The organism is Micromonospora sp. NPDC048868 (assembly GCF_043198195.1).
In the GTDB taxonomy this organism is placed as follows: Bacteria; Actinomycetota; Actinomycetes; order Mycobacteriales; family Micromonosporaceae; genus Micromonospora; species Micromonospora reichwaldensis.
Map to the genome: position 1 here is coordinate 397,010 of NZ_JBICUN010000005.1, position 15,333 is coordinate 412,342.

Below are 15,333 nucleotides of genomic sequence, written 5' to 3' on the forward strand. Positions count from 1 at the left end.
TTTCGCGATCCCGTCGGGACTGACCACCGAGGCAGAACGGCACGTTGCGGGGCGAGGTCGTCGAGGTGGTGGCGGTCGTTGCGGATGCGGCGGTGGCCGCGACGTACGAGTCGCCTGCGGCGGAGCGCTTGCTCCTCACGCGACGTCATGCCACATAGTCGGGGGCGTGGCGGAGCACCTGACGGTGGGGCGTGTGGCGGAATTGGCCGGGGTCAGCGTCCGCACCCTGCATCACTACGACGAGATCGGCCTCCTGGAGCCGTCCACGCGGACCGCGGCCGGGCACCGGGCCTACTCCGCGGGCGATGTGGAACGGCTGCGGGAGGTGCTCGCCTACCGGCGGCTCGGCTTCGGACTGCGGGAGATCGCAGATCTGGTCGACGACCCGGCCACCGACGCGGTCGCGCACCTGTGCCGGCTGCGCGGCCTGCTGATGGACCAGCGCGACCGCGCTGCCGCCATGGTGACGGCCATAGACAGGGAACTGGAGGCACGGGCGATGGGGATCAGGACGACGCCGGAGGAGCAGCTGAAGGTGTTCGGCGCACAGTTGTACGACGCCATCGGCTCTGCCTACCCGGCGACGCGGCGCACCGAGCCACGGATCGCCGCCCGCATCTGGGACGCGCTGGGGGATGCACGGACGGTGCTGAACGTCGGGGCTGGCACCGGCTCCTACGAACCACCCGACCGGGACGTCACGGCCGTGGAACCGTCGGCGGTCATGCGGGCGCAGCGTCCCGCGGGCGCGGCGCCGTGCGTGGCCGCCCATGCGGAGAATCTGCCGTTCGAGGACCAGTCCTTCGACGCCGCGATGGCCGTCAGCACCCTTCACCACTGGCCGGACCCCGTCGCCGGGCTGCGTGAGATGCGGCGGGTGGCCCGCCGCGTGGTGGTCTTCACGTACGACGCGGATGACACCGGCTGGCGTGAACGGTTCTGGCTCACCCGCGACTACCTGCCCGAGTTCGCGAACCTTCTCGTCGGTTGGCCCTCACTGGCCGACCTGACCAGCGCGATCGGAGGACGCGCGGAGCCGTTGCTCGTCCCGTGGGACTGCGCCGACGGCTTCTTCGAGGCACACTGGCGCCGGCCCGAGGCGTACCTGGACGAACGTGTCCGCCGCGCGGTCTCGGTGTGGACCAGAGTCGGACCGCAGGCTGAGCAGCGGGCGGTCCGCAATCTCCGCGAAGACCTCGCCTCAGGCCGGTGGGCCGAACGCAACCGCGACATCCTCGCCCTCGACACGGCAGAGCTCGGCCTCCGCCTGCTCGTGGCCTGAACCGCCGTGCGGCATGCGGGTGCTCCGGCGCACGCTCGTGCCGCGAAGCGCTCTACGCAAGCTGGTCGGCTCACTGGTGTACGGGCCGAATCGAGGTGGTCCGGCTCGGGTGCCGAGTGACTGGCAAGGGCTACGGCCCGTTCCCGACGGAGGAACGGGCCGTAGCTGTGATGCAAGGGTGGACAGGGCGGCGGTGAGCCGGTGATCAGATGGTGAAGCCGCCGTCCACGTTGATCGTCGCCCCGGTGACGTAGCGCCCGTCGGCGCTGGCGAGGAACGCCACCGCAGCGGCCACATCGGCCGGGTCCGCGTAGTGACCGAGGGCGGTGAACCCGTTGATCGTGTCGGCGTTGGGGCCGTCGGCCGGGTTCAGCTCCGTGTCCGTGGCCCCTGGATTCACCAGGTTCACGGTGATCGCTCTGCCGCCGAGTTCGCGGCCGAGTGCTTTGGTCAGGCCGATCAGGGCGGTCTTGCTCATCGCGTACAGCGCGAAGCCCGGGAAGACGGCCCGCTCTGCCACGTTGCTGCCGATGTTGATGATCCGCCCACCGGCCGACATGTGTCGCACCGCAGCCTGGGAGGCGACGAACGGTGCCCGGACGTTGACCGCGACAGTCTGTTCGAACTCTTCCAGAGTCAGTTGCTCCAACGGTCCGAGCAGGAACGCGCCAGCGTTGTTGACCAGGATGTCCAACCGACCCAGCTCGCCGGCGACCCGGTCGACCGCGCCGACCACGGCCGCCGGGTCGGCGCTGTCCGCCTGCACGGCGATGGCCCGCCGTCCCGCGGCCTTGATCTGGTCCACCACGTCATCGGCGCGCTGCTGATTCTGCTGGAACGTCAACGCCACATCGGCGCCGTCCTCCGCCAGGCGCAACGCCACCGCAGCGCCGATGCCACGACCACCACCAGTAACCAGAGCTACCTTGCCGTCAAGTGCGTTGTTCATGACAGCAGCCTGGCCGACAGGAGACCCGCCGTCTGGCGGCGATCGGACGGCGCGTTCTCGGTTTCCACGTGCTGGATGATCGTGGCGTGGAATACCTCGTCGACCGGTCGCCGTACGACTACCTCGGCTTTCCCCTGCCGATGCGGACCGTCGGGTGGCTGGGGCGCCGCCACGGAGTGCAGGGCGCCAGCGCGACGCCGATGACCGGTGCCCAGTTGAAGCGGCTCAGAGCCGCCTCCCAGCGGCTCGGCAGCATCACGCTCGGCTGGCACGACTGCGACTTCTGCGGGGACTTCAAGGGCAACGGCGAGTACCGCTACTACCTGCCCGACAGGGACATCTACGCCGCGCCGATGATGATCCTGCATTACGTTGAGGAGCACGGATACCGGCCACCCAGGGAGTTGCGCGACGGCTTACCGGAAGCCGAGCAACCGCCGTGGGACTGGCGCGCGGAGCGCTTGCACGCGGTGCTGCTGGACCAGTCGGGAGACCCAGATTTCCGGTGCCAGGCCGCGGTCGACCTCGCGAACTGGAACGACCCGCGCGCGCTGGACGCCCTGCGACGCGCCGCCCACGATGAGGAACTGGCCGACGTGGCAGGAGACGAGATCGGCCGCTCGTTGGCAGCGTTCCTGGATCGTGGCCTCGCGAGGGACCTACTCACCGAGGACCTGCACGTCATGGTGCGGTACGGCATCGACGAAGCGTCAGGCCGGTGACGTCCCCGGGCATCCGGATCTGCCGCGCAGCGGCCGTCCAGGGGCAATAGCGGAGAAGCCGGTCACCGAGTGAACCAGTGACGGGCTTCTGATCCGTTGCACTGCGGTGGGCGATACCGATCGCACCGGCGACCTCTTCGGTGTCTGTCGGCACCAACGGCTTCTGACCTGGTGTTCATCGACGCCGGACCGGGGCGGGCACGGCCAGTTTGGCGGATAGCTGGCATCGACTTCGCCGAGCGATGCTCCAATCGCTGACCAGTCTTGCCGCATGTCGCAAGCGGTGGAGTCATTCGGTTGAAGTCGCGCCGCGTGCTGCCGTCTGCCTGTCTTAACTGCGGCATCGGGCACGCGCCGGGCATGTCTGTGCCGCTCGGCGGTGGAAGGTCCTAGGGTGGTCGGCGTGTGGATCAGAGCCGTTGCCGTGACGGCCGCGCTGACGCTCCTCCTGACCCCTGCGGTTGGCTGTGCGCCCTCAGCCCCGCCACCGCAACCCACGAACGTTGACCTGACGGGAACCTGGTGCGGATCCTCCGGCGACCGGCTCGACCTCCGCCAGGACGGGTCGTCACAGCTGGATCCGATCTCGGACGCCTACCTTTCGCACCTCCTTCAGGACCTGCGGGACACGTGGAGCGACGAGTACATCTGGCGCACTTACTTCGATGGCCGTCGGCCCGCATCCGCTCAGGGCACATGGCTGCTGAGTGACAACAGAAACGGCCAAGCCTACGACGGCGACGACCGATGGGTGCAACTTGACTTCGGGGAACGCAAGGCCGCACCGACGCGTGACCATGAATCCCCACAGCGCTACAGGCTCGGTGACGCGCTGCTCGTCAACCACGACGGCAACGGGTTCGAGCTGTTGGCCCTCCAGGGGATGCCTGACGAGGAATGGTCGAGCCGATTCACCCCCTGCGCTGGCTAGCGGACGAGATCGGACGTTGATGCGGAAATGGACGGGCAGTCGCGTGAACTGCGGTGACATGATCGGAGCAGGCGCCCTTGCGGTGACGTTCAAGCTCATCGAATCCGCCCAGAAACGCCGGCGCACGGTCAACGCTCCTCACCTGGTCGCTCCCGTACGCGCCGGGGCCCGATCCGACAAGGGCGTGCTCGTCGAGCGCGAACAGTTCGCCGCGGCATGACCGACCCTGCGGAGAGTCCACTGCTGTTCCTCGATGTCGATGGGCCACTCCTTCCGTTCGGGGACGGCCCGCAGCGTGAACTGTCAGGCGACATGTCGACCTCGCATCTGGCGCGGCTCGACCCACAAGTCGGGCATCGTCTGGCGGCGCTGCCATGTGCGTTGGTCTGGGCCACGACCTGGGAAGAGGAGGCGAACACCGAGATCGCGCCCCGGATCGGGTTGCCACGCCTACCAGTCGTGCGCTGGCCGGAGGCCTCCGACGAGCACGAACGTGAGGACCAGTGGTTCGGACTTCACTGGAAGACCCGGACCGTGGTCGCGTGGGCGGATGGACGCCCGTTCGCCTGGGTCGACGACGAGATCAGCGACGCCGATCGGGACTGGGTGTCCGCGCACCATCCCGGCCACGCCCTCCTCCATCACGTCGTGGCATCGCGAGGCCTCACCGACGACGACTTTGCAGCCCTCGATCAATGGCTGAACGCAGCCTGGGCCAACCACAGGATGTGACAATTGCTTAATGGAGACCTGGCGTGTCCTGGCGGCTGTCATCATCGGCCCGGCTGTGAGCCTCCTAGGCGTCGCCCTGGCCACCAACTTTCGCGGGGTGACGGAGTGGCATGTTCGGCGATCGATGTCCACGGCGAGCGTGCTACGGCGAGTCCCACCGTGGCGCTCGCTACCCGACGTGCCGCACGAGGAGCGTCTAGCGCGCTTCATCCTGCTGGAACGGGTGATGGGCGTAGCGTTCGCAGTGGCCGGCGTGATGATCTTGGTTGCTGTCGGCTACAGCGCCTTGACCGGGCAGCCGATAAAGACGGTGAAGTAGGCAGCTTCATCTCGACCACCGACCCGCCCTTCGAGGGAGCGGGCCGGCTGCTCATCCCGCCACGTCAAACCGGGCCTGGGCTGCTCGTACGGCCGCTGTCGGAACAGACTGAGTCGGCTCCCGGGTCACGGACCGCACCCCTCGGCGGACACCGCCCCCATGCTGGGGCGTTGCCGCGCGGTCCCGGCGCGCCCCTTCCCTGCGCCGCGCTGGTCTGGCGCGGCGCGGCCGACGCGCGCCCAAGCGGCGGCGCGCGCGGCCCGTTGCGGGCCGCCTCGATAGACGTACAGAGAGTTCCAAGTCCGCCGGCAGCCGGCTGTGTCCTCCGTCGCCTGATTGTGGGACAGTCGTCCGCCGACTGATCTGCGACGCCTGAGCAAGCTGATCACGGCATGAGAGGGTGCTGGACCGGATGGGCGGCCCGTTACACACCGGTGCCGGCCGCTGCGGTGCTCAGACTGTCGAGGTCGGTGTGATACCAGGTGGATCGGATGAAGGCGTGCATCTCTCCGCCTCGGGCGATGTACTGCAATCCGCGGGTTTCCATGCCGTCGGGGAGCACGACTCGGCATTGCGCACCCAACTGAGGTTGGTCGTCTCGGCTGATCCGCAGCATCGTCGCGACGTCGTACTCCGGACCCCATCCCCTGATCAGTGCGAGATCCGGGCCGCGTCGCAAGAGGTGGTGAGCAGACCTGTACGGGGATGGTCCCCAGTCGGTCACCTGGCTGCCGGTCGCGGAGAGGATGTGGAAGTGGGTGTAGGGACAGAAGTATGCGGTTTCGCTGGCGACGTTGAGCGAGTAGCAGTCCGAGATGTAGGGCAGCCCGGAGTTCAGCGGGTACAGCCAATCGACGGTCAGGTCGCTGTTGAAGCGCGCCAGGCCGTGGCCTTCGGGGCCGCATCCGCCCATCGCCTCGTCGAAATAGCTGGCCCACACCTTGCCGGAGGGGGTGGTCAGCAGATCCTCGATGGCGTCGCCGAGGTGGCCCCGGTGCTGTAGATCGCCGCTGCTGCTCCATACCTCGGCGTTGGCTTCGCTAGTCCGGGCCCGAGCAGCCGCCAGGAGCACGCGCCCCTCGGGCAGCGGCTGCACGAAGCTCACCTGCAGGTCGGTTTCGACATCGACAGCACCGAGGACACGTCGCCTGCCGGGTACGTGCCACGTCACCTGCTTGCGATTGACGCCCTCGCGAAACCGCCATACGGCCAACGCGGTGCCGTCGGGACCTACGGCGACCGCTTCAGGCTCCCGCATCGTGTCCGCTGGCTGCGCTGGCATCACGAATCCGTGGCGTTGCAACGGCGCGACCGGCAGCTTCAAAACCTCCAGTCGCCGCAGGAGATTCGCCCGATCACGCTCCACGTCAGTTCTCATCGCGAGCGTCATCTTGACATGACGGTCTGCCGATGCGGACGCACCGCCGCGACCGGCCCGTCAACTGAAAGCCGAGCCGCGTGGCACACATACGTACGATGGCCCCGTCCAATCCAGGCGGCCAGCGGCAGGTGCTTGATGTGTGGGCACTGCCGTCTCCGCCGTCGTTGGTGCATGATGGTGTCTCATGTTCGTGGACCAGCGGCAGTTTCCCTTCCTGGCCGATCTTCGGGCACGGTGGGAGGCGATCCGGAATGAGTGTCTTGCTCTACCGCGGGAGACCTATCAGCCGTGGGTGCAACGCGAGATGTACGGCCAGGGCTGGAGCGTGTACGGACTTGTCGCCTTCGGGGAACGGATCGAGGGCGCGCTCGAAGCGTGCCCGGATACTGCCTCCGCGTTGACGAAGGTTCCTCACCTGACGACCGCTGGGTTTTCTCGAATGGCTCCTGGTACCCACATCAAGCCACATCAGGGATGGGTGACGACCGTTTACCGCGCGCATCTCGGGCTGGTCGTGCCGAGGGACTGCGCGCTGCGAGTGGGCGACGACACCCGGCAGTGGCGCGAAGGTAAGACCTTCGTCTTCGACGACACTGTCACGCATGAGGCGTGGAACTACGGCTCCAGCGACCGCGTCGTGCTCTTGCTTGACTTCGCCCGTCCCGGCTACGAGGACATGCCGCAAGACGAACTGCCGGTCTCAGTGGCAGGCTTCGTACGACGCGGTGGATGAGCGAGACATCCCCACGCATCTCCACGACCCTGTCTGACCCGCTCCCGAAAACCCGGCCAAACGCCGGGTGCGCACCGTAGTGCCCGAGAGCGGTCACGACTCCGCGCAGCGCCATACGCGGCATGAGCGTGCAGCCGACCTAGCTTTCAAGCTGTCCGCGGAAATGCTCCTGGCCGCGGTAGGTGCGTCACCACCGGCAATGAACACCAGTCCGCCCGGAGCGGCAGATCCGGATGCCCGTTGACGTCACCGGCCCGACGCTTCCTCGATGCCGTACCGCACCGTGGCGTGCAGGTCCGCAGTGGGTATTTCCCTCGCGAGGCCCCGATCCACGAGCGCTGCTAACGAGGCAGAAGAGGGGGCGATTCGGGAAGGGTCGTTCAGACGGCCCGACCCGGTCGTAGCAGGATGGCTGACAGCCGTCGAGAAGGGGATCTATGAAGAGAAGGGGCCGATGAGAGGCATCGCCCGACCCATACTCATCCTGGAAGGCAGTTCTCGTGGACGGCGCACCGGTTACCCTCAGCCCGTACGATCCGCAATGGGCTGTGCTGTTCGAGCAGGAGCGGGTCATTCTCGAAACCGCTCTGGCGCAATGGCTGGTCGGGCCAGTCGAGCACATCGGCTCCACATCGGTTCCCGGCCTGGCAGCAAAGCCGATCATCGACATGATGGCGCCGGTGCGCAGTCTGTCAGAGGCAGTAGCCGCCATCGAGGTGGTGACCGCTCTCGGCTACCGCAACGGTGTGCACCGTCCGGAGGAAGCGCACTACTTCTTCAAGCCGGAGACCGACAACTGGTGGGAGCGCACCTACCAGCTTCATCTCACCGAGCCGACCTCCCTGCTGTGGCGGCGACGAGTCGCGTTCCGCGATGCGCTGCGGTGCCGGGCGGATTACCGGTCCCGGTACGAGCGCCTCAAGCGCGATCTCGCGCACGCTCACGGCGCTGACCTCACGGCCTACGCACGCAACAAGGACGACTTCGTCAACGAGGTCCTCGGCGCGCGCGACAGGACGCAAGCTCCGACCGTCAGCTACACCCAAAGACCCTGACGGTCTCTCACCCGCTGTGAAATGCCCATGCGTTCCTGTGTTCCTCCGGGTAGGGTCGCCACCGCCGTACGGGTCGGCCAGGGCATGGCGGCGGCGATCTGCCCGCAGCCCTTCCGGCCTCACCAGCCGCCGACCGATGTCGTGATGCCCAGCCGAAACCGGAGGCCTCCAGCAATGGCCCGCAAGACATACCAGGTCATCGTGCGTGGCAAGTTCGCGCCACTCGATGACGAGCAGCGGGCCGCACTGCTCGCCAAGGCTGACGAACACGACGTGTTTCGGGCGAAGTTCACCGAGGAAGGCACCGTGACCTACGAGCGGTCCCTGCTCGCCTTCACCTTCCGTTGCCTGGTCTCGGCCACCGCGGAGGACGAGGAAGCGATCGTGATTAGCAAGGCGGAAGCGCTCGCGGCAGCCGCCGTCTCGGGAATCGGTGCCGACTACCGCGACCTCAAGTCGGTGTCGACCGACCTCGACGACATCAAGATCCGCCGCCGACGGGAACACTGACACTCGCAGCCGCCGGGCCGATCCTGACGCGTGGATGGTGTCACGTAACTCCGTCCCCCGTCCACGCACCGGAGCCGTCCCGGTCAGCACCGATCAACGTCTGATCGGCCCTCGCTCTCCTTCGGAGGGCCGGAGATCCGCTTCATACTGTAGTTGATGTACGTCAATTTCTCTGGCAGGCTCGGCATCCGGATCGAACAGAGTGGAGCTCGCATGTCTGCACTTCGTCGGGTCGTCGCAGCCACAGCGCTGGTCGGGGCGGTGTCCGCGTCCGTCCTGCTCTCCGGACCTGCGGTCGCCGCCGAAACCAAGGCCTTTTACGGCAACGGAATGAGTAACAACTACTTCACGGCGCTGACCAACGCCAACAACGCTGCACGTTCCCTTGCCAGCGCCGACGGCTTCGACCCGGACACGCAGTGCAGCCACGCTGGAAGCTTCACGACGCAGCCGTGGCCGGGCCTCTACTCGGTGCTGGCGCAGATCAACTGCACCCGCTGAGCATCCACCTCAGAGGCCTTCGGGGGTAGTCTCGCCCGGCTCCGGGGACGCTGTGGCTTTCATCCTGTTGGCCCACCGACCCAACGGCCCTGCTCACCTCGGATGGGCGGGGCCACTTCCTGCTGCCTGGACCACCTCACCGCCCAGCGCGGCGTCACGTGCTCGCCCTCTCGCACGTACTCGACGAGCACCGGCCGCTTCCGACGGGCGGGATCGACGCATCGGCGACGCGTTCGCTGACGATCCGCTGACGCCCAACGACGACTGACGACGGAATCAGCAAGAGCCACCCTCATCCGAGGGTGGCTCTTCTGCGTTACTTCGATGGTGGGCGATACTGGGATCGAACCAGTGACCTCTTCGGTGTGAACGAAGCGCTCTCCCGCTGAGCTAATCGCCCTCAGCGCCGCTGACTCTACCTGATCGAGGGACCGGACCGGAAATCCGGGGTCCGCGCGCCGCGCCGCGGTCAGTCGACCCGACAGAACGCCGGGTCGGTCCGGGTCAGTGCGTCGCCAGGTAGTGCAGCGCCTCGGCGACCACGTCGATGCCGAAGCTGTACTTCAGTGACAGCCAGACCACCGAGCCGACGAAGACCAGGCCGACGGAGCCGAGCACGAAGCGTACGGCGAGTGAGCGGTCCTTCACCCACTGGGTCCAGTTGTGTACGTGGCGGCGGGTGAAGCCGAGCAGCCGGCGGGCCCAGTGGAACTCGACGGCCCAGATGCCGAGGCCGGCGATCACCAGCAGCCAGCCCGGCCCGGGCAGCGGGATGAGGGCGATGCCGATGGTGACGACGAGGGCGCCGGCGATGGCGATGAAGATCTTGAGGGTGACCCGTCCGGTCGGGTTGGCCCGGATCAGGTCGAGGGTGGTGCTCAGCCGCTGCCGCCAGCGGGGTCGCCGCCGCCGCTCGGCCAGCGTCGTGCCGCCTGCGCCATCCCGCTCGGTCGTCGGCCGACCGGGCCGGTCGTGCTGCTCCGTCGGCACCCCGTACCCCCGCCTTTCGGCTGCTCGGGCCGCGACGTTCGGCGGGCCCGGCACTGCCATCGGATCCACTGAGGATCGTTTCGTAACCATTTCCTCCCCCAGTGTGGCTCGCGCCCGTCACTGCAACGGCCGACTGGACGTTACCGGAGTAAGTCGACGACTGAACCACCCGATGCCGGGCGGGATCACGCACTGGGCAGAACCGGAAATCCTACATGAATATTCACATTCACGCGGCCTTTCCGACCCCCTTCCCACCACTGGGTGAAGTCAGCGTATGGCGGAGCGTAGCCAGGAGTAGCACCTGAGTATGGGAAAAGCGGGACACGCGCGTTCCGCAGCGGTGCCGGGGGGAGATCGTCCATGAGTGTCATCCGACCGACGACCGTAGAGGTCGAGACGTCGCTAAGGCTCGTCGCACCTGACGCCACCGCCTTGCCGGTGCGTGCCAGTCTGCGTTACGACCCTGCTGATCCGTATGCGGTCCATGTCCTGTTCCACGCCGAATCCGCCGGCGGAGAGGCGGTCAGCTGGTCGTTCGCCCGGGAGCTGCTGGTCACGGGCCTCGACGAGCCGGCCGGCATCGGCGACGTGCGGGTCTGGCCCTGGGCCACCCCGCGTGGGGACTTCGTCGCCCTGGCGCTGTCGTCGCCCGACGGCAACGCCCTGTTCGAGGTGCCGCGCAGCGTCCTGGTGCGCTTCCTGCGGCGGACCTACGTCGTCGTTCCGCGCGGCCGCGAGGCCGAGCACCTGGACGTCGACACCGCGGTGACCCGGCTGCTCGCCGGCCGCTGAACCACCGGCCACACCGGCCGTCCGGGGCCGCGCGGATCTGCCGAGTCCGCGCGGCTCCGGCCCACCAGGGGGTACGCGCACCGTCTCCCGCCCTTCGCCGAGCTCAGCCGTGGGTGGTGATGCCGCCGTCCACCGGGATCACCGCACCCGTGAGGTACGCCCCGGCGCGCGACGACAGGTAGATCGCGGTGCCGGCCATGTCCTCCGGCCGACCGATGCGACCCAGCGGCACCTGCCCCTCGATGGCGGCCCGGGACGCGGGGTCGTCCAGCGCGAACGCCATCATCTTGCTCTCGAACGGCCCCGGCGCGATCGCGTTGACGGTGATCTGCTCGCCGGCGAGCTGGTGGGCCAGGCTGCGGGTGAGCATGTGCACGGCGGCCTTGGTCGCCGAGTACGCGTACACCTCCATCATCGGCACCCGGATGCCGTCGATGGACCCGATGTTGATCACGCGGGCCGGGTCGTCGGCGCTGGCCGACGCGCGCAGCGCGGGCAGCAGCGCGGTGGTGAGCCGGAAGACGGCCTTGACGTTGACGGCCCAGAGCTTGTCGAACGCGCTCTCCGGGTACGACTCCAGCGGCGCGCCCCACGTCGCGCCCGCGTTGTTGACCAGCACGTCGAGCCGGTCGAACCGCTCCCGGACGGCGGCGGCCAGGCCCTCGGCGCCGGCGTCGTCGCCGAGGTCGGCGGGGATGGCCTCGCAGCGCCCCTCGGCGGAGAGTTCCTTGGCCACGGCCTCGCAGACGTCCGCCTTGCGGGACGAGATGATCACGTGTGCGCCGGCCCGGACGAAGCCCTGGGCGATCATCAGGCCGATCCCCCGCGAGCCGCCGGTGACCAGGACCGTCTTGCCTTCGACCGAGAACAGATCCGTCATGCCCATCCCATCGCGAGTCGGCCGGGGCCGCCGGGGCGGGGGCGGCCCGGTCCGCGCGGACCGGCTCCGGCCGTGCCTCCACCGGACGGCGCTACCGTTCGGTAACGTAGCCCGCCCCCGACGACCTCGACAACCCCCGCCGGGCGCCCGCGCGGCCCGGCGCACCGCTCGGCCGGCGGGGCGGAGCCACGGTGCGACCGGCCGGCCGCTGGCCTGGGCGGCCTTCCCGGGATGCGTCGACCGTCGCCCCGGGCTACCGTCGCAGGCGATGGTCTCTTCCGGTCAGCTCTCCCCCGCTCCGCCCGGCAACCCGGCGACCGCCCCCGCCGAGATCGACACGGTCGCCCTCGGTGACCTCGCCCCCGAGCCGCGCTGGCGTCGTCCGGTGCTGCTGGAGAAGGACCTGCTCGTGCTGACCACGGGCGGACACGGCACGGCCGAGCTGGACTTCCGCGCCCTGCCCTGCCGCCCCGGCACGCTGCTGCGGGTGCGCGCCGGCCAGGTGCTGCGCTGCGCCGGCCCGCAGCTCGACGCGACGGTGGTGCGCTGGGATCCGGCGGCGCTGCGCGGGCTCGACGTCGACCCGGACGCCGTCCCGGCCTGGCTCCAGCTCGCCGGCGAGGACGAGGACGCGGTGATCAACGAGGTGAGCCAGCTGGCAGTGGACTGCCAGCGGCACCGGGGGTTGGCCGTCGCGCGCGGACTGCTCCGCCACCAGCTCGCCGTGCTGCTGCTCCGCCTGTCGATGCTGCCCGAACGCGCCCACCCGGCGACCCGGGCCGAGGCCGCCACCTTCCATCGGCTGTGCCGCGAGGTCGAACGCGGCTACCAGCACACCCGCCGGGTCGAGGACTACGCCGCCCGGCTGGGCTGCTCGGTGCGTACGCTCACCCGGGCCTGCCTGGCGGTGACCGGGCGCAGCGCCAAGCAGGTGGTCGACGAGCGGGTGGCCCTCCAGGCGAGCCGGCTGCTGGCCGCCACCGACGAGCCGATCGCCCGCATCGGCCGGCGGCTGGGCTTCTCCGAGCCGACGAACTTCGGCCGGTTCTTCACCCGGGAGGTCGGGGTGAGCCCGGGCGCGTTCCGCGCGGCCCGCGAGCAGCCGGTACCCGGGCCGGTGGTCCGGCCCCGCCCGCCCGCCGACGCGACCGACCGACCGCGCGGGGCATGATGTCGGGGTGCAGATCTCCGCGCGCGGCGACTACGCGGTACGGGCGGCCCTGAGCCTCGCCACCGCGTACCCTCGGCTGCTGTCCACCCAGGCCATCGCCACGGAGCAGGACATGCCGCGCAAGTTCCTGGAGGCCGTCCTGGCCGACCTGCGGCGGGCCGGCATCGTCCGGGCGCAGCGCGGCGCCGAGGGCGGCTACACGCTGGCCCGGCCGCCGCGCGAGGTGACCGTCGGCGCGGTGCTGCGCGCCGTGGAGGGTCCGCTGGCCGGGGTGCGCGGGCTGCGCCCGGAGGAGACCAGCTACGAGGGAGCGGCGGAGAACCTGCCCGGGCTCTGGGTCGCGGTGCGGGCCGCCGTGCGACGGGTGGTCGACGAGGTGAGCCTCGCGGAGATAATCAGTGGTCGGCTGCCCGCCCACGTCCGTAGGTTGACGGCTTTGCCCGACGCCTGGGAGCCGCGCTGATGCCCACCCCCGTCCTGCGCACCGAGCGCCTGCTGCTGGAGCCCTACCGGCCGGACGACGCCGAGGACTCCATAGCCCTGCTCACCGACCCTGAGGTGGGCCGGTTCATGGGCGACGGTCCGCTGAGCGCCGAGGCGGCCGGCGCCCTCTTCGGGCGGATCTTCACGAAGGTCTACGCGGAGGACCTCTTCGACGTCTGGGCGGTGCGCCGGGACGGTCGCTACGTCGGGCACGCCGAGATCAAGCGGACGGACCAGGTCGACGGTCACGAGATCATCTACGCGCTGGCGAAGCCGGCCTGGGGCGCCGGTCTCGGCACGGAGCTGGCCCGGGCCCTGGTCCGCTACGGCTTCGACACCCTCGGCCTGCCCCGCGTGTACGCGACGGTCGCCGACGCCAACCACGCCTCGCTGTCGCTGCTGGGCAGGATCGGCTTCGTCCACGAACGCGACATCGCCGAGGACGACGGCAGCGTGACCCGCGTGCTCGTCATCGACCGCGCTCCCGCCTGACCAGGGCCGGCCGGCCGCGCCGTCGGGCGGGGCCCGGCCCGGTCAGGGCCCCGGCGGCGGGCCCGTCGTGGTGTAGCCGCCCCGGTGGTGGACCAGCGGGTCCCCGTCCTCGCCGCCGCCGAGCGCGAGCGGCTCGACCACGAAAAGGGTGTGGTCGCCGACCGGCACCCGGTGCACGACCCGGCACAGCAGCAGGGCCAGCGCTCCGGTCAGCAGCGGCACGTCGAACGGCCCCGGCGTCCAGTGCGGATAGGCGGCGAACCGGTCGATCCCGCCGGTGGCGAAGACCCGGGCGGCCTCCCGCTGGTGGGCGCCGAGCAGGTGCACGGCGACGTGCTCGACCCGGGCGAAGACGGGCCAGCTCGACGAGGCGGTCCCGAGGCAGAACGAGACCAGCGGCGGGTCCAGCGAGACCGACGTGAACGACGTGGCGGTGAAGCCGGCCCGGACGGGCCCGCCGGAGGCGTCCGGGTGGGCCGGCGCGGTGCCCGGGGCGACGGCGGTGACGACGGTGACGGTGGCGGCCTGCCGGCGCAGCAGCGTCCGGAACAGGTCCCGGTCCACCGGCAGCAGGTCGGCATCGCCCTGCCGGGACCACTCCACGGTGGTCACGCCGGCTGCGGCGTCGGGTGGGCGCCGGAGGTGCGGGGCAGCCCTGCGTCGACGGGCAGGCGAGCCGCGTGGAGAAGATCGTCCCGCTGCGTCATCGCCCCATGCTGCCGGGGGCCGGGGCCCCGGTCAATGCCCCTATCGGGGACGGGATCGACGACGGCCGACGCCGCTCCGAACCCCTATGCCGGCGGGTGGGGTTCGACCCCCTCGGACGTACAGGATTCGTCACCGCCCCTCGACACCGTCCAGACCGGACGGGCGGGGGTTTCACGATTCGGCGATCCGGGCATGTTCGGGTTCGACAGGGCAGGGAAGGGAATCGAAGGGAGTCCGACGATGGGTCTGATGTTCCGCAAGCGCAAGAAGTACGGTCCGATCATCCTGAACTTCACCGAGAACGGTTTCTCCTCCTGGAGCATCAAGATCGGTCGCTGGTCCTGGAACTCGCGGGCCAAGGCGCACCGGGTCGACCTGCCGGGTCCGCTGTCCTGGAAGCAGGACAAGTCCCGGGCGTGAGGTCCCGAGGTCGAGCGGGGGGGGGGGGGGGGGCGCCCGCCCCCCCCCCCCCCCGGGGGGCGGGCGGGGCCCGCGCCCCCCCCCCCCCCCCCCCCCCCCCCCCCCCCCCCCCCCCCCCCCGCCCCCCCCCCGCGGCGCCCCCCCCCCCCCGGGGGGGGGGGGGCGCGGGGGGCCCGGCGCCCCCCCCCCCGGCGCCGGGGGGGGGGGGCGCGCCGCGGCCGACGCGCGCCCAAGCGGCGGCGCGCGCGGCCCGTTGCGGGCCGCCTCGATAGACGTACA

At 70.0% G+C, this 15,333-nt stretch carries 20 protein-coding genes and 1 tRNA gene; 15 read left to right on the forward strand and 6 right to left on the reverse strand.

Features of this window, described 5'->3' with window-relative positions; all coding sequences use genetic code 11:
- The first annotated feature begins 166 nt into the window (after positions 1-166).
- On the forward strand, positions 167-1,282 hold the full coding sequence (locus ACGFNF_RS11195; RefSeq protein ID WP_357577539.1) for a MerR family transcriptional regulator: 1,116 nt from the start codon (positions 167-169) through the stop codon (positions 1,280-1,282).
- Between the two features lie 205 nt (positions 1,283-1,487).
- On the opposite strand, the gene ACGFNF_RS11200 is transcribed toward ACGFNF_RS11195, so the two are convergent.
- Complete coding sequence (locus ACGFNF_RS11200; protein ID WP_357577540.1) at positions 1,488-2,231, reverse strand: SDR family oxidoreductase; 744 nt, start codon at positions 2,229-2,231, stop codon at positions 1,488-1,490.
- Positions 2,232-2,317: 86 nt separating this feature from the next.
- On the opposite strand from ACGFNF_RS11200, the gene ACGFNF_RS11205 reads away from it, so the two are divergent.
- From ACGFNF_RS11205 to ACGFNF_RS11225, 5 genes are all read left to right on the forward strand, one after another.
- Entirely contained in the window at positions 2,318-2,953 is a 636-nt protein-coding gene (locus ACGFNF_RS11205) for a HEAT repeat domain-containing protein (protein WP_393167309.1), read from the forward strand.
- 403 nt (positions 2,954-3,356) lie between these two features.
- The gene (locus tag ACGFNF_RS11210; RefSeq protein ID WP_393167311.1) at positions 3,357-3,884 is read left to right on the forward strand and encodes a hypothetical protein; all 528 of its coding nucleotides are present in this window, start codon (positions 3,357-3,359) and stop codon (positions 3,882-3,884) included.
- Between the two features lie 82 nt (positions 3,885-3,966).
- Positions 3,967-4,104 carry a hypothetical protein gene (locus ACGFNF_RS11215; RefSeq protein WP_393167313.1) on the forward strand — a complete coding sequence of 46 codons (138 nt, stop codon included), beginning with the start codon at positions 3,967-3,969 and terminating at the stop codon, positions 4,102-4,104.
- Positions 4,101-4,616, forward strand: a complete 516-nt coding sequence (locus ACGFNF_RS11220; protein ID WP_393167315.1) for an HAD domain-containing protein — start codon at positions 4,101-4,103, stop codon at positions 4,614-4,616. The genes ACGFNF_RS11215 and ACGFNF_RS11220 overlap by 4 nt, the downstream gene beginning before the upstream one ends.
- A gap of 10 nt (positions 4,617-4,626) precedes the next feature.
- Complete coding sequence (locus ACGFNF_RS11225; protein ID WP_393167317.1) at positions 4,627-4,935, forward strand: hypothetical protein; 309 nt, start codon at positions 4,627-4,629, stop codon at positions 4,933-4,935.
- A 424-nt stretch (positions 4,936-5,359) separates the two neighbouring features.
- Here the strand turns inward: ACGFNF_RS11225 and ACGFNF_RS11230 are convergent, their stop codons facing one another.
- Entirely contained in the window at positions 5,360-6,325 is a 966-nt protein-coding gene (locus ACGFNF_RS11230; protein ID WP_393167319.1) for a hypothetical protein, read from the reverse strand.
- A gap of 175 nt (positions 6,326-6,500) precedes the next feature.
- On the opposite strand from ACGFNF_RS11230, the gene ACGFNF_RS11235 reads away from it, so the two are divergent.
- The 4 genes from ACGFNF_RS11235 (at position 6,501) to ACGFNF_RS11250 (ending at position 9,115) form a co-directional block, all read left to right on the forward strand.
- Positions 6,501-7,049, forward strand: coding sequence for an aspartyl/asparaginyl beta-hydroxylase domain-containing protein (locus tag ACGFNF_RS11235; RefSeq protein WP_393167321.1), 549 nt, complete (start codon positions 6,501-6,503; stop codon positions 7,047-7,049).
- A 500-nt stretch (positions 7,050-7,549) separates the two neighbouring features.
- Positions 7,550-8,104: a GrpB family protein gene (locus tag ACGFNF_RS11240; protein WP_393167323.1), complete on the forward strand. Its 555-nt coding sequence runs from the start codon at positions 7,550-7,552 to the stop codon at positions 8,102-8,104.
- A 174-nt stretch (positions 8,105-8,278) separates the two neighbouring features.
- The gene (locus ACGFNF_RS11245; protein ID WP_357577543.1) at positions 8,279-8,614 is read left to right on the forward strand and encodes a DUF6204 family protein; all 336 of its coding nucleotides are present in this window, start codon (positions 8,279-8,281) and stop codon (positions 8,612-8,614) included.
- A gap of 156 nt (positions 8,615-8,770) precedes the next feature.
- Positions 8,771-9,115, forward strand: a complete 345-nt coding sequence (locus tag ACGFNF_RS11250; RefSeq protein WP_357577544.1) for a hypothetical protein — start codon at positions 8,771-8,773, stop codon at positions 9,113-9,115.
- Positions 9,116-9,440: 325 nt separating this feature from the next.
- Here ACGFNF_RS11250 and ACGFNF_RS11255 read toward each other — a convergent pair.
- Positions 9,441-9,515: transfer RNA gene (locus ACGFNF_RS11255), tRNA-Val, on the reverse strand.
- A gap of 104 nt (positions 9,516-9,619) precedes the next feature.
- Entirely contained in the window at positions 9,620-10,165 is a 546-nt protein-coding gene (locus tag ACGFNF_RS11260) for a TIGR02611 family protein (RefSeq protein WP_357577578.1), read from the reverse strand.
- Between the two features lie 303 nt (positions 10,166-10,468).
- Here ACGFNF_RS11260 and ACGFNF_RS11265 point away from each other — a divergent pair, with 303 nt between their 5' ends.
- Positions 10,469-10,900: an SsgA family sporulation/cell division regulator gene (locus ACGFNF_RS11265; RefSeq protein ID WP_053653619.1), complete on the forward strand. Its 432-nt coding sequence runs from the start codon at positions 10,469-10,471 to the stop codon at positions 10,898-10,900.
- Positions 10,901-11,003: 103 nt separating this feature from the next.
- Here ACGFNF_RS11265 and ACGFNF_RS11270 read toward each other — a convergent pair whose 3' ends face one another.
- Positions 11,004-11,780 carry a glucose 1-dehydrogenase gene (locus ACGFNF_RS11270; protein ID WP_357577545.1) on the reverse strand — a complete coding sequence of 259 codons (777 nt, stop codon included), beginning with the start codon at positions 11,778-11,780 and terminating at the stop codon, positions 11,004-11,006.
- Between the two features lie 268 nt (positions 11,781-12,048).
- Here ACGFNF_RS11270 and ACGFNF_RS11275 point away from each other — a divergent pair, with 268 nt between their 5' ends.
- From ACGFNF_RS11275 to ACGFNF_RS11285, 3 genes are read left to right on the forward strand one after another with little or no spacing between them, the layout of a single operon-like run.
- Positions 12,049-12,951, forward strand: a complete 903-nt coding sequence (locus tag ACGFNF_RS11275) for an AraC family transcriptional regulator (protein WP_357577546.1) — start codon at positions 12,049-12,051, stop codon at positions 12,949-12,951.
- Between the two features lie 7 nt (positions 12,952-12,958).
- Positions 12,959-13,414, forward strand: a complete 456-nt coding sequence (locus ACGFNF_RS11280) for an Rrf2 family transcriptional regulator (RefSeq protein WP_121398934.1) — start codon at positions 12,959-12,961, stop codon at positions 13,412-13,414.
- On the forward strand, positions 13,414-13,926 hold the full coding sequence (locus ACGFNF_RS11285; RefSeq protein ID WP_357577547.1) for a GNAT family N-acetyltransferase: 513 nt from the start codon (positions 13,414-13,416) through the stop codon (positions 13,924-13,926). Before ACGFNF_RS11280 ends, ACGFNF_RS11285 begins: the two co-directional genes overlap by 1 nt.
- Before the next feature lie 42 nt (positions 13,927-13,968).
- On the opposite strand, the gene ACGFNF_RS11290 is transcribed toward ACGFNF_RS11285, so the two are convergent.
- The gene (locus tag ACGFNF_RS11290; RefSeq protein WP_393167327.1) at positions 13,969-14,538 is read right to left on the reverse strand and encodes a flavin reductase family protein; all 570 of its coding nucleotides are present in this window, start codon (positions 14,536-14,538) and stop codon (positions 13,969-13,971) included.
- A 336-nt stretch (positions 14,539-14,874) separates the two neighbouring features.
- Between ACGFNF_RS11290 and ACGFNF_RS11295 the strand changes: the two genes are divergently transcribed.
- Positions 14,875-15,054, forward strand: a complete 180-nt coding sequence (locus ACGFNF_RS11295; protein WP_007075522.1) for a DUF4236 domain-containing protein — start codon at positions 14,875-14,877, stop codon at positions 15,052-15,054.
- Positions 15,055-15,333 lie beyond the last annotated feature (279 nt).

Bases quoted from the DNA above. Each gene is read 5' to 3' on its own strand.
- ACGFNF_RS11200 (WP_357577540.1), bottom strand. From the start codon at position 2,231: ATGAACAACGCACTTGACGGCAAGGTAGCTCTGGTTACTGGTGGTGGT.
- ACGFNF_RS11220 (WP_393167315.1), top strand. From the start codon at position 4,101: ATGACCGACCCTGCGGAGAGTCCACTGCTGTTCCTCGATGTCGATGGG.
- ACGFNF_RS11225 (WP_393167317.1), top strand. From the start codon at position 4,627: ATGGAGACCTGGCGTGTCCTGGCGGCTGTCATCATCGGCCCGGCTGTG.
- ACGFNF_RS11230 (WP_393167319.1), bottom strand. From the start codon at position 6,325: ATGACGCTCGCGATGAGAACTGACGTGGAGCGTGATCGGGCGAATCTC.
- ACGFNF_RS11235 (WP_393167321.1), top strand. From the start codon at position 6,501: ATGTTCGTGGACCAGCGGCAGTTTCCCTTCCTGGCCGATCTTCGGGCA.
- ACGFNF_RS11245 (WP_357577543.1), top strand. From the start codon at position 8,279: ATGGCCCGCAAGACATACCAGGTCATCGTGCGTGGCAAGTTCGCGCCA.
- ACGFNF_RS11250 (WP_357577544.1), top strand. From the start codon at position 8,771: ATGTACGTCAATTTCTCTGGCAGGCTCGGCATCCGGATCGAACAGAGT.
- ACGFNF_RS11260 (WP_357577578.1), bottom strand. From the start codon at position 10,165: ATGGCAGTGCCGGGCCCGCCGAACGTCGCGGCCCGAGCAGCCGAAAGG.
- ACGFNF_RS11265 (WP_053653619.1), top strand. From the start codon at position 10,469: ATGAGTGTCATCCGACCGACGACCGTAGAGGTCGAGACGTCGCTAAGG.
- ACGFNF_RS11270 (WP_357577545.1), bottom strand. From the start codon at position 11,780: ATGACGGATCTGTTCTCGGTCGAAGGCAAGACGGTCCTGGTCACCGGC.
- ACGFNF_RS11275 (WP_357577546.1), top strand. From the start codon at position 12,049: ATGGTCTCTTCCGGTCAGCTCTCCCCCGCTCCGCCCGGCAACCCGGCG.
- ACGFNF_RS11285 (WP_357577547.1), top strand. From the start codon at position 13,414: ATGCCCACCCCCGTCCTGCGCACCGAGCGCCTGCTGCTGGAGCCCTAC.
- ACGFNF_RS11295 (WP_007075522.1), top strand. From the start codon at position 14,875: ATGGGTCTGATGTTCCGCAAGCGCAAGAAGTACGGTCCGATCATCCTG.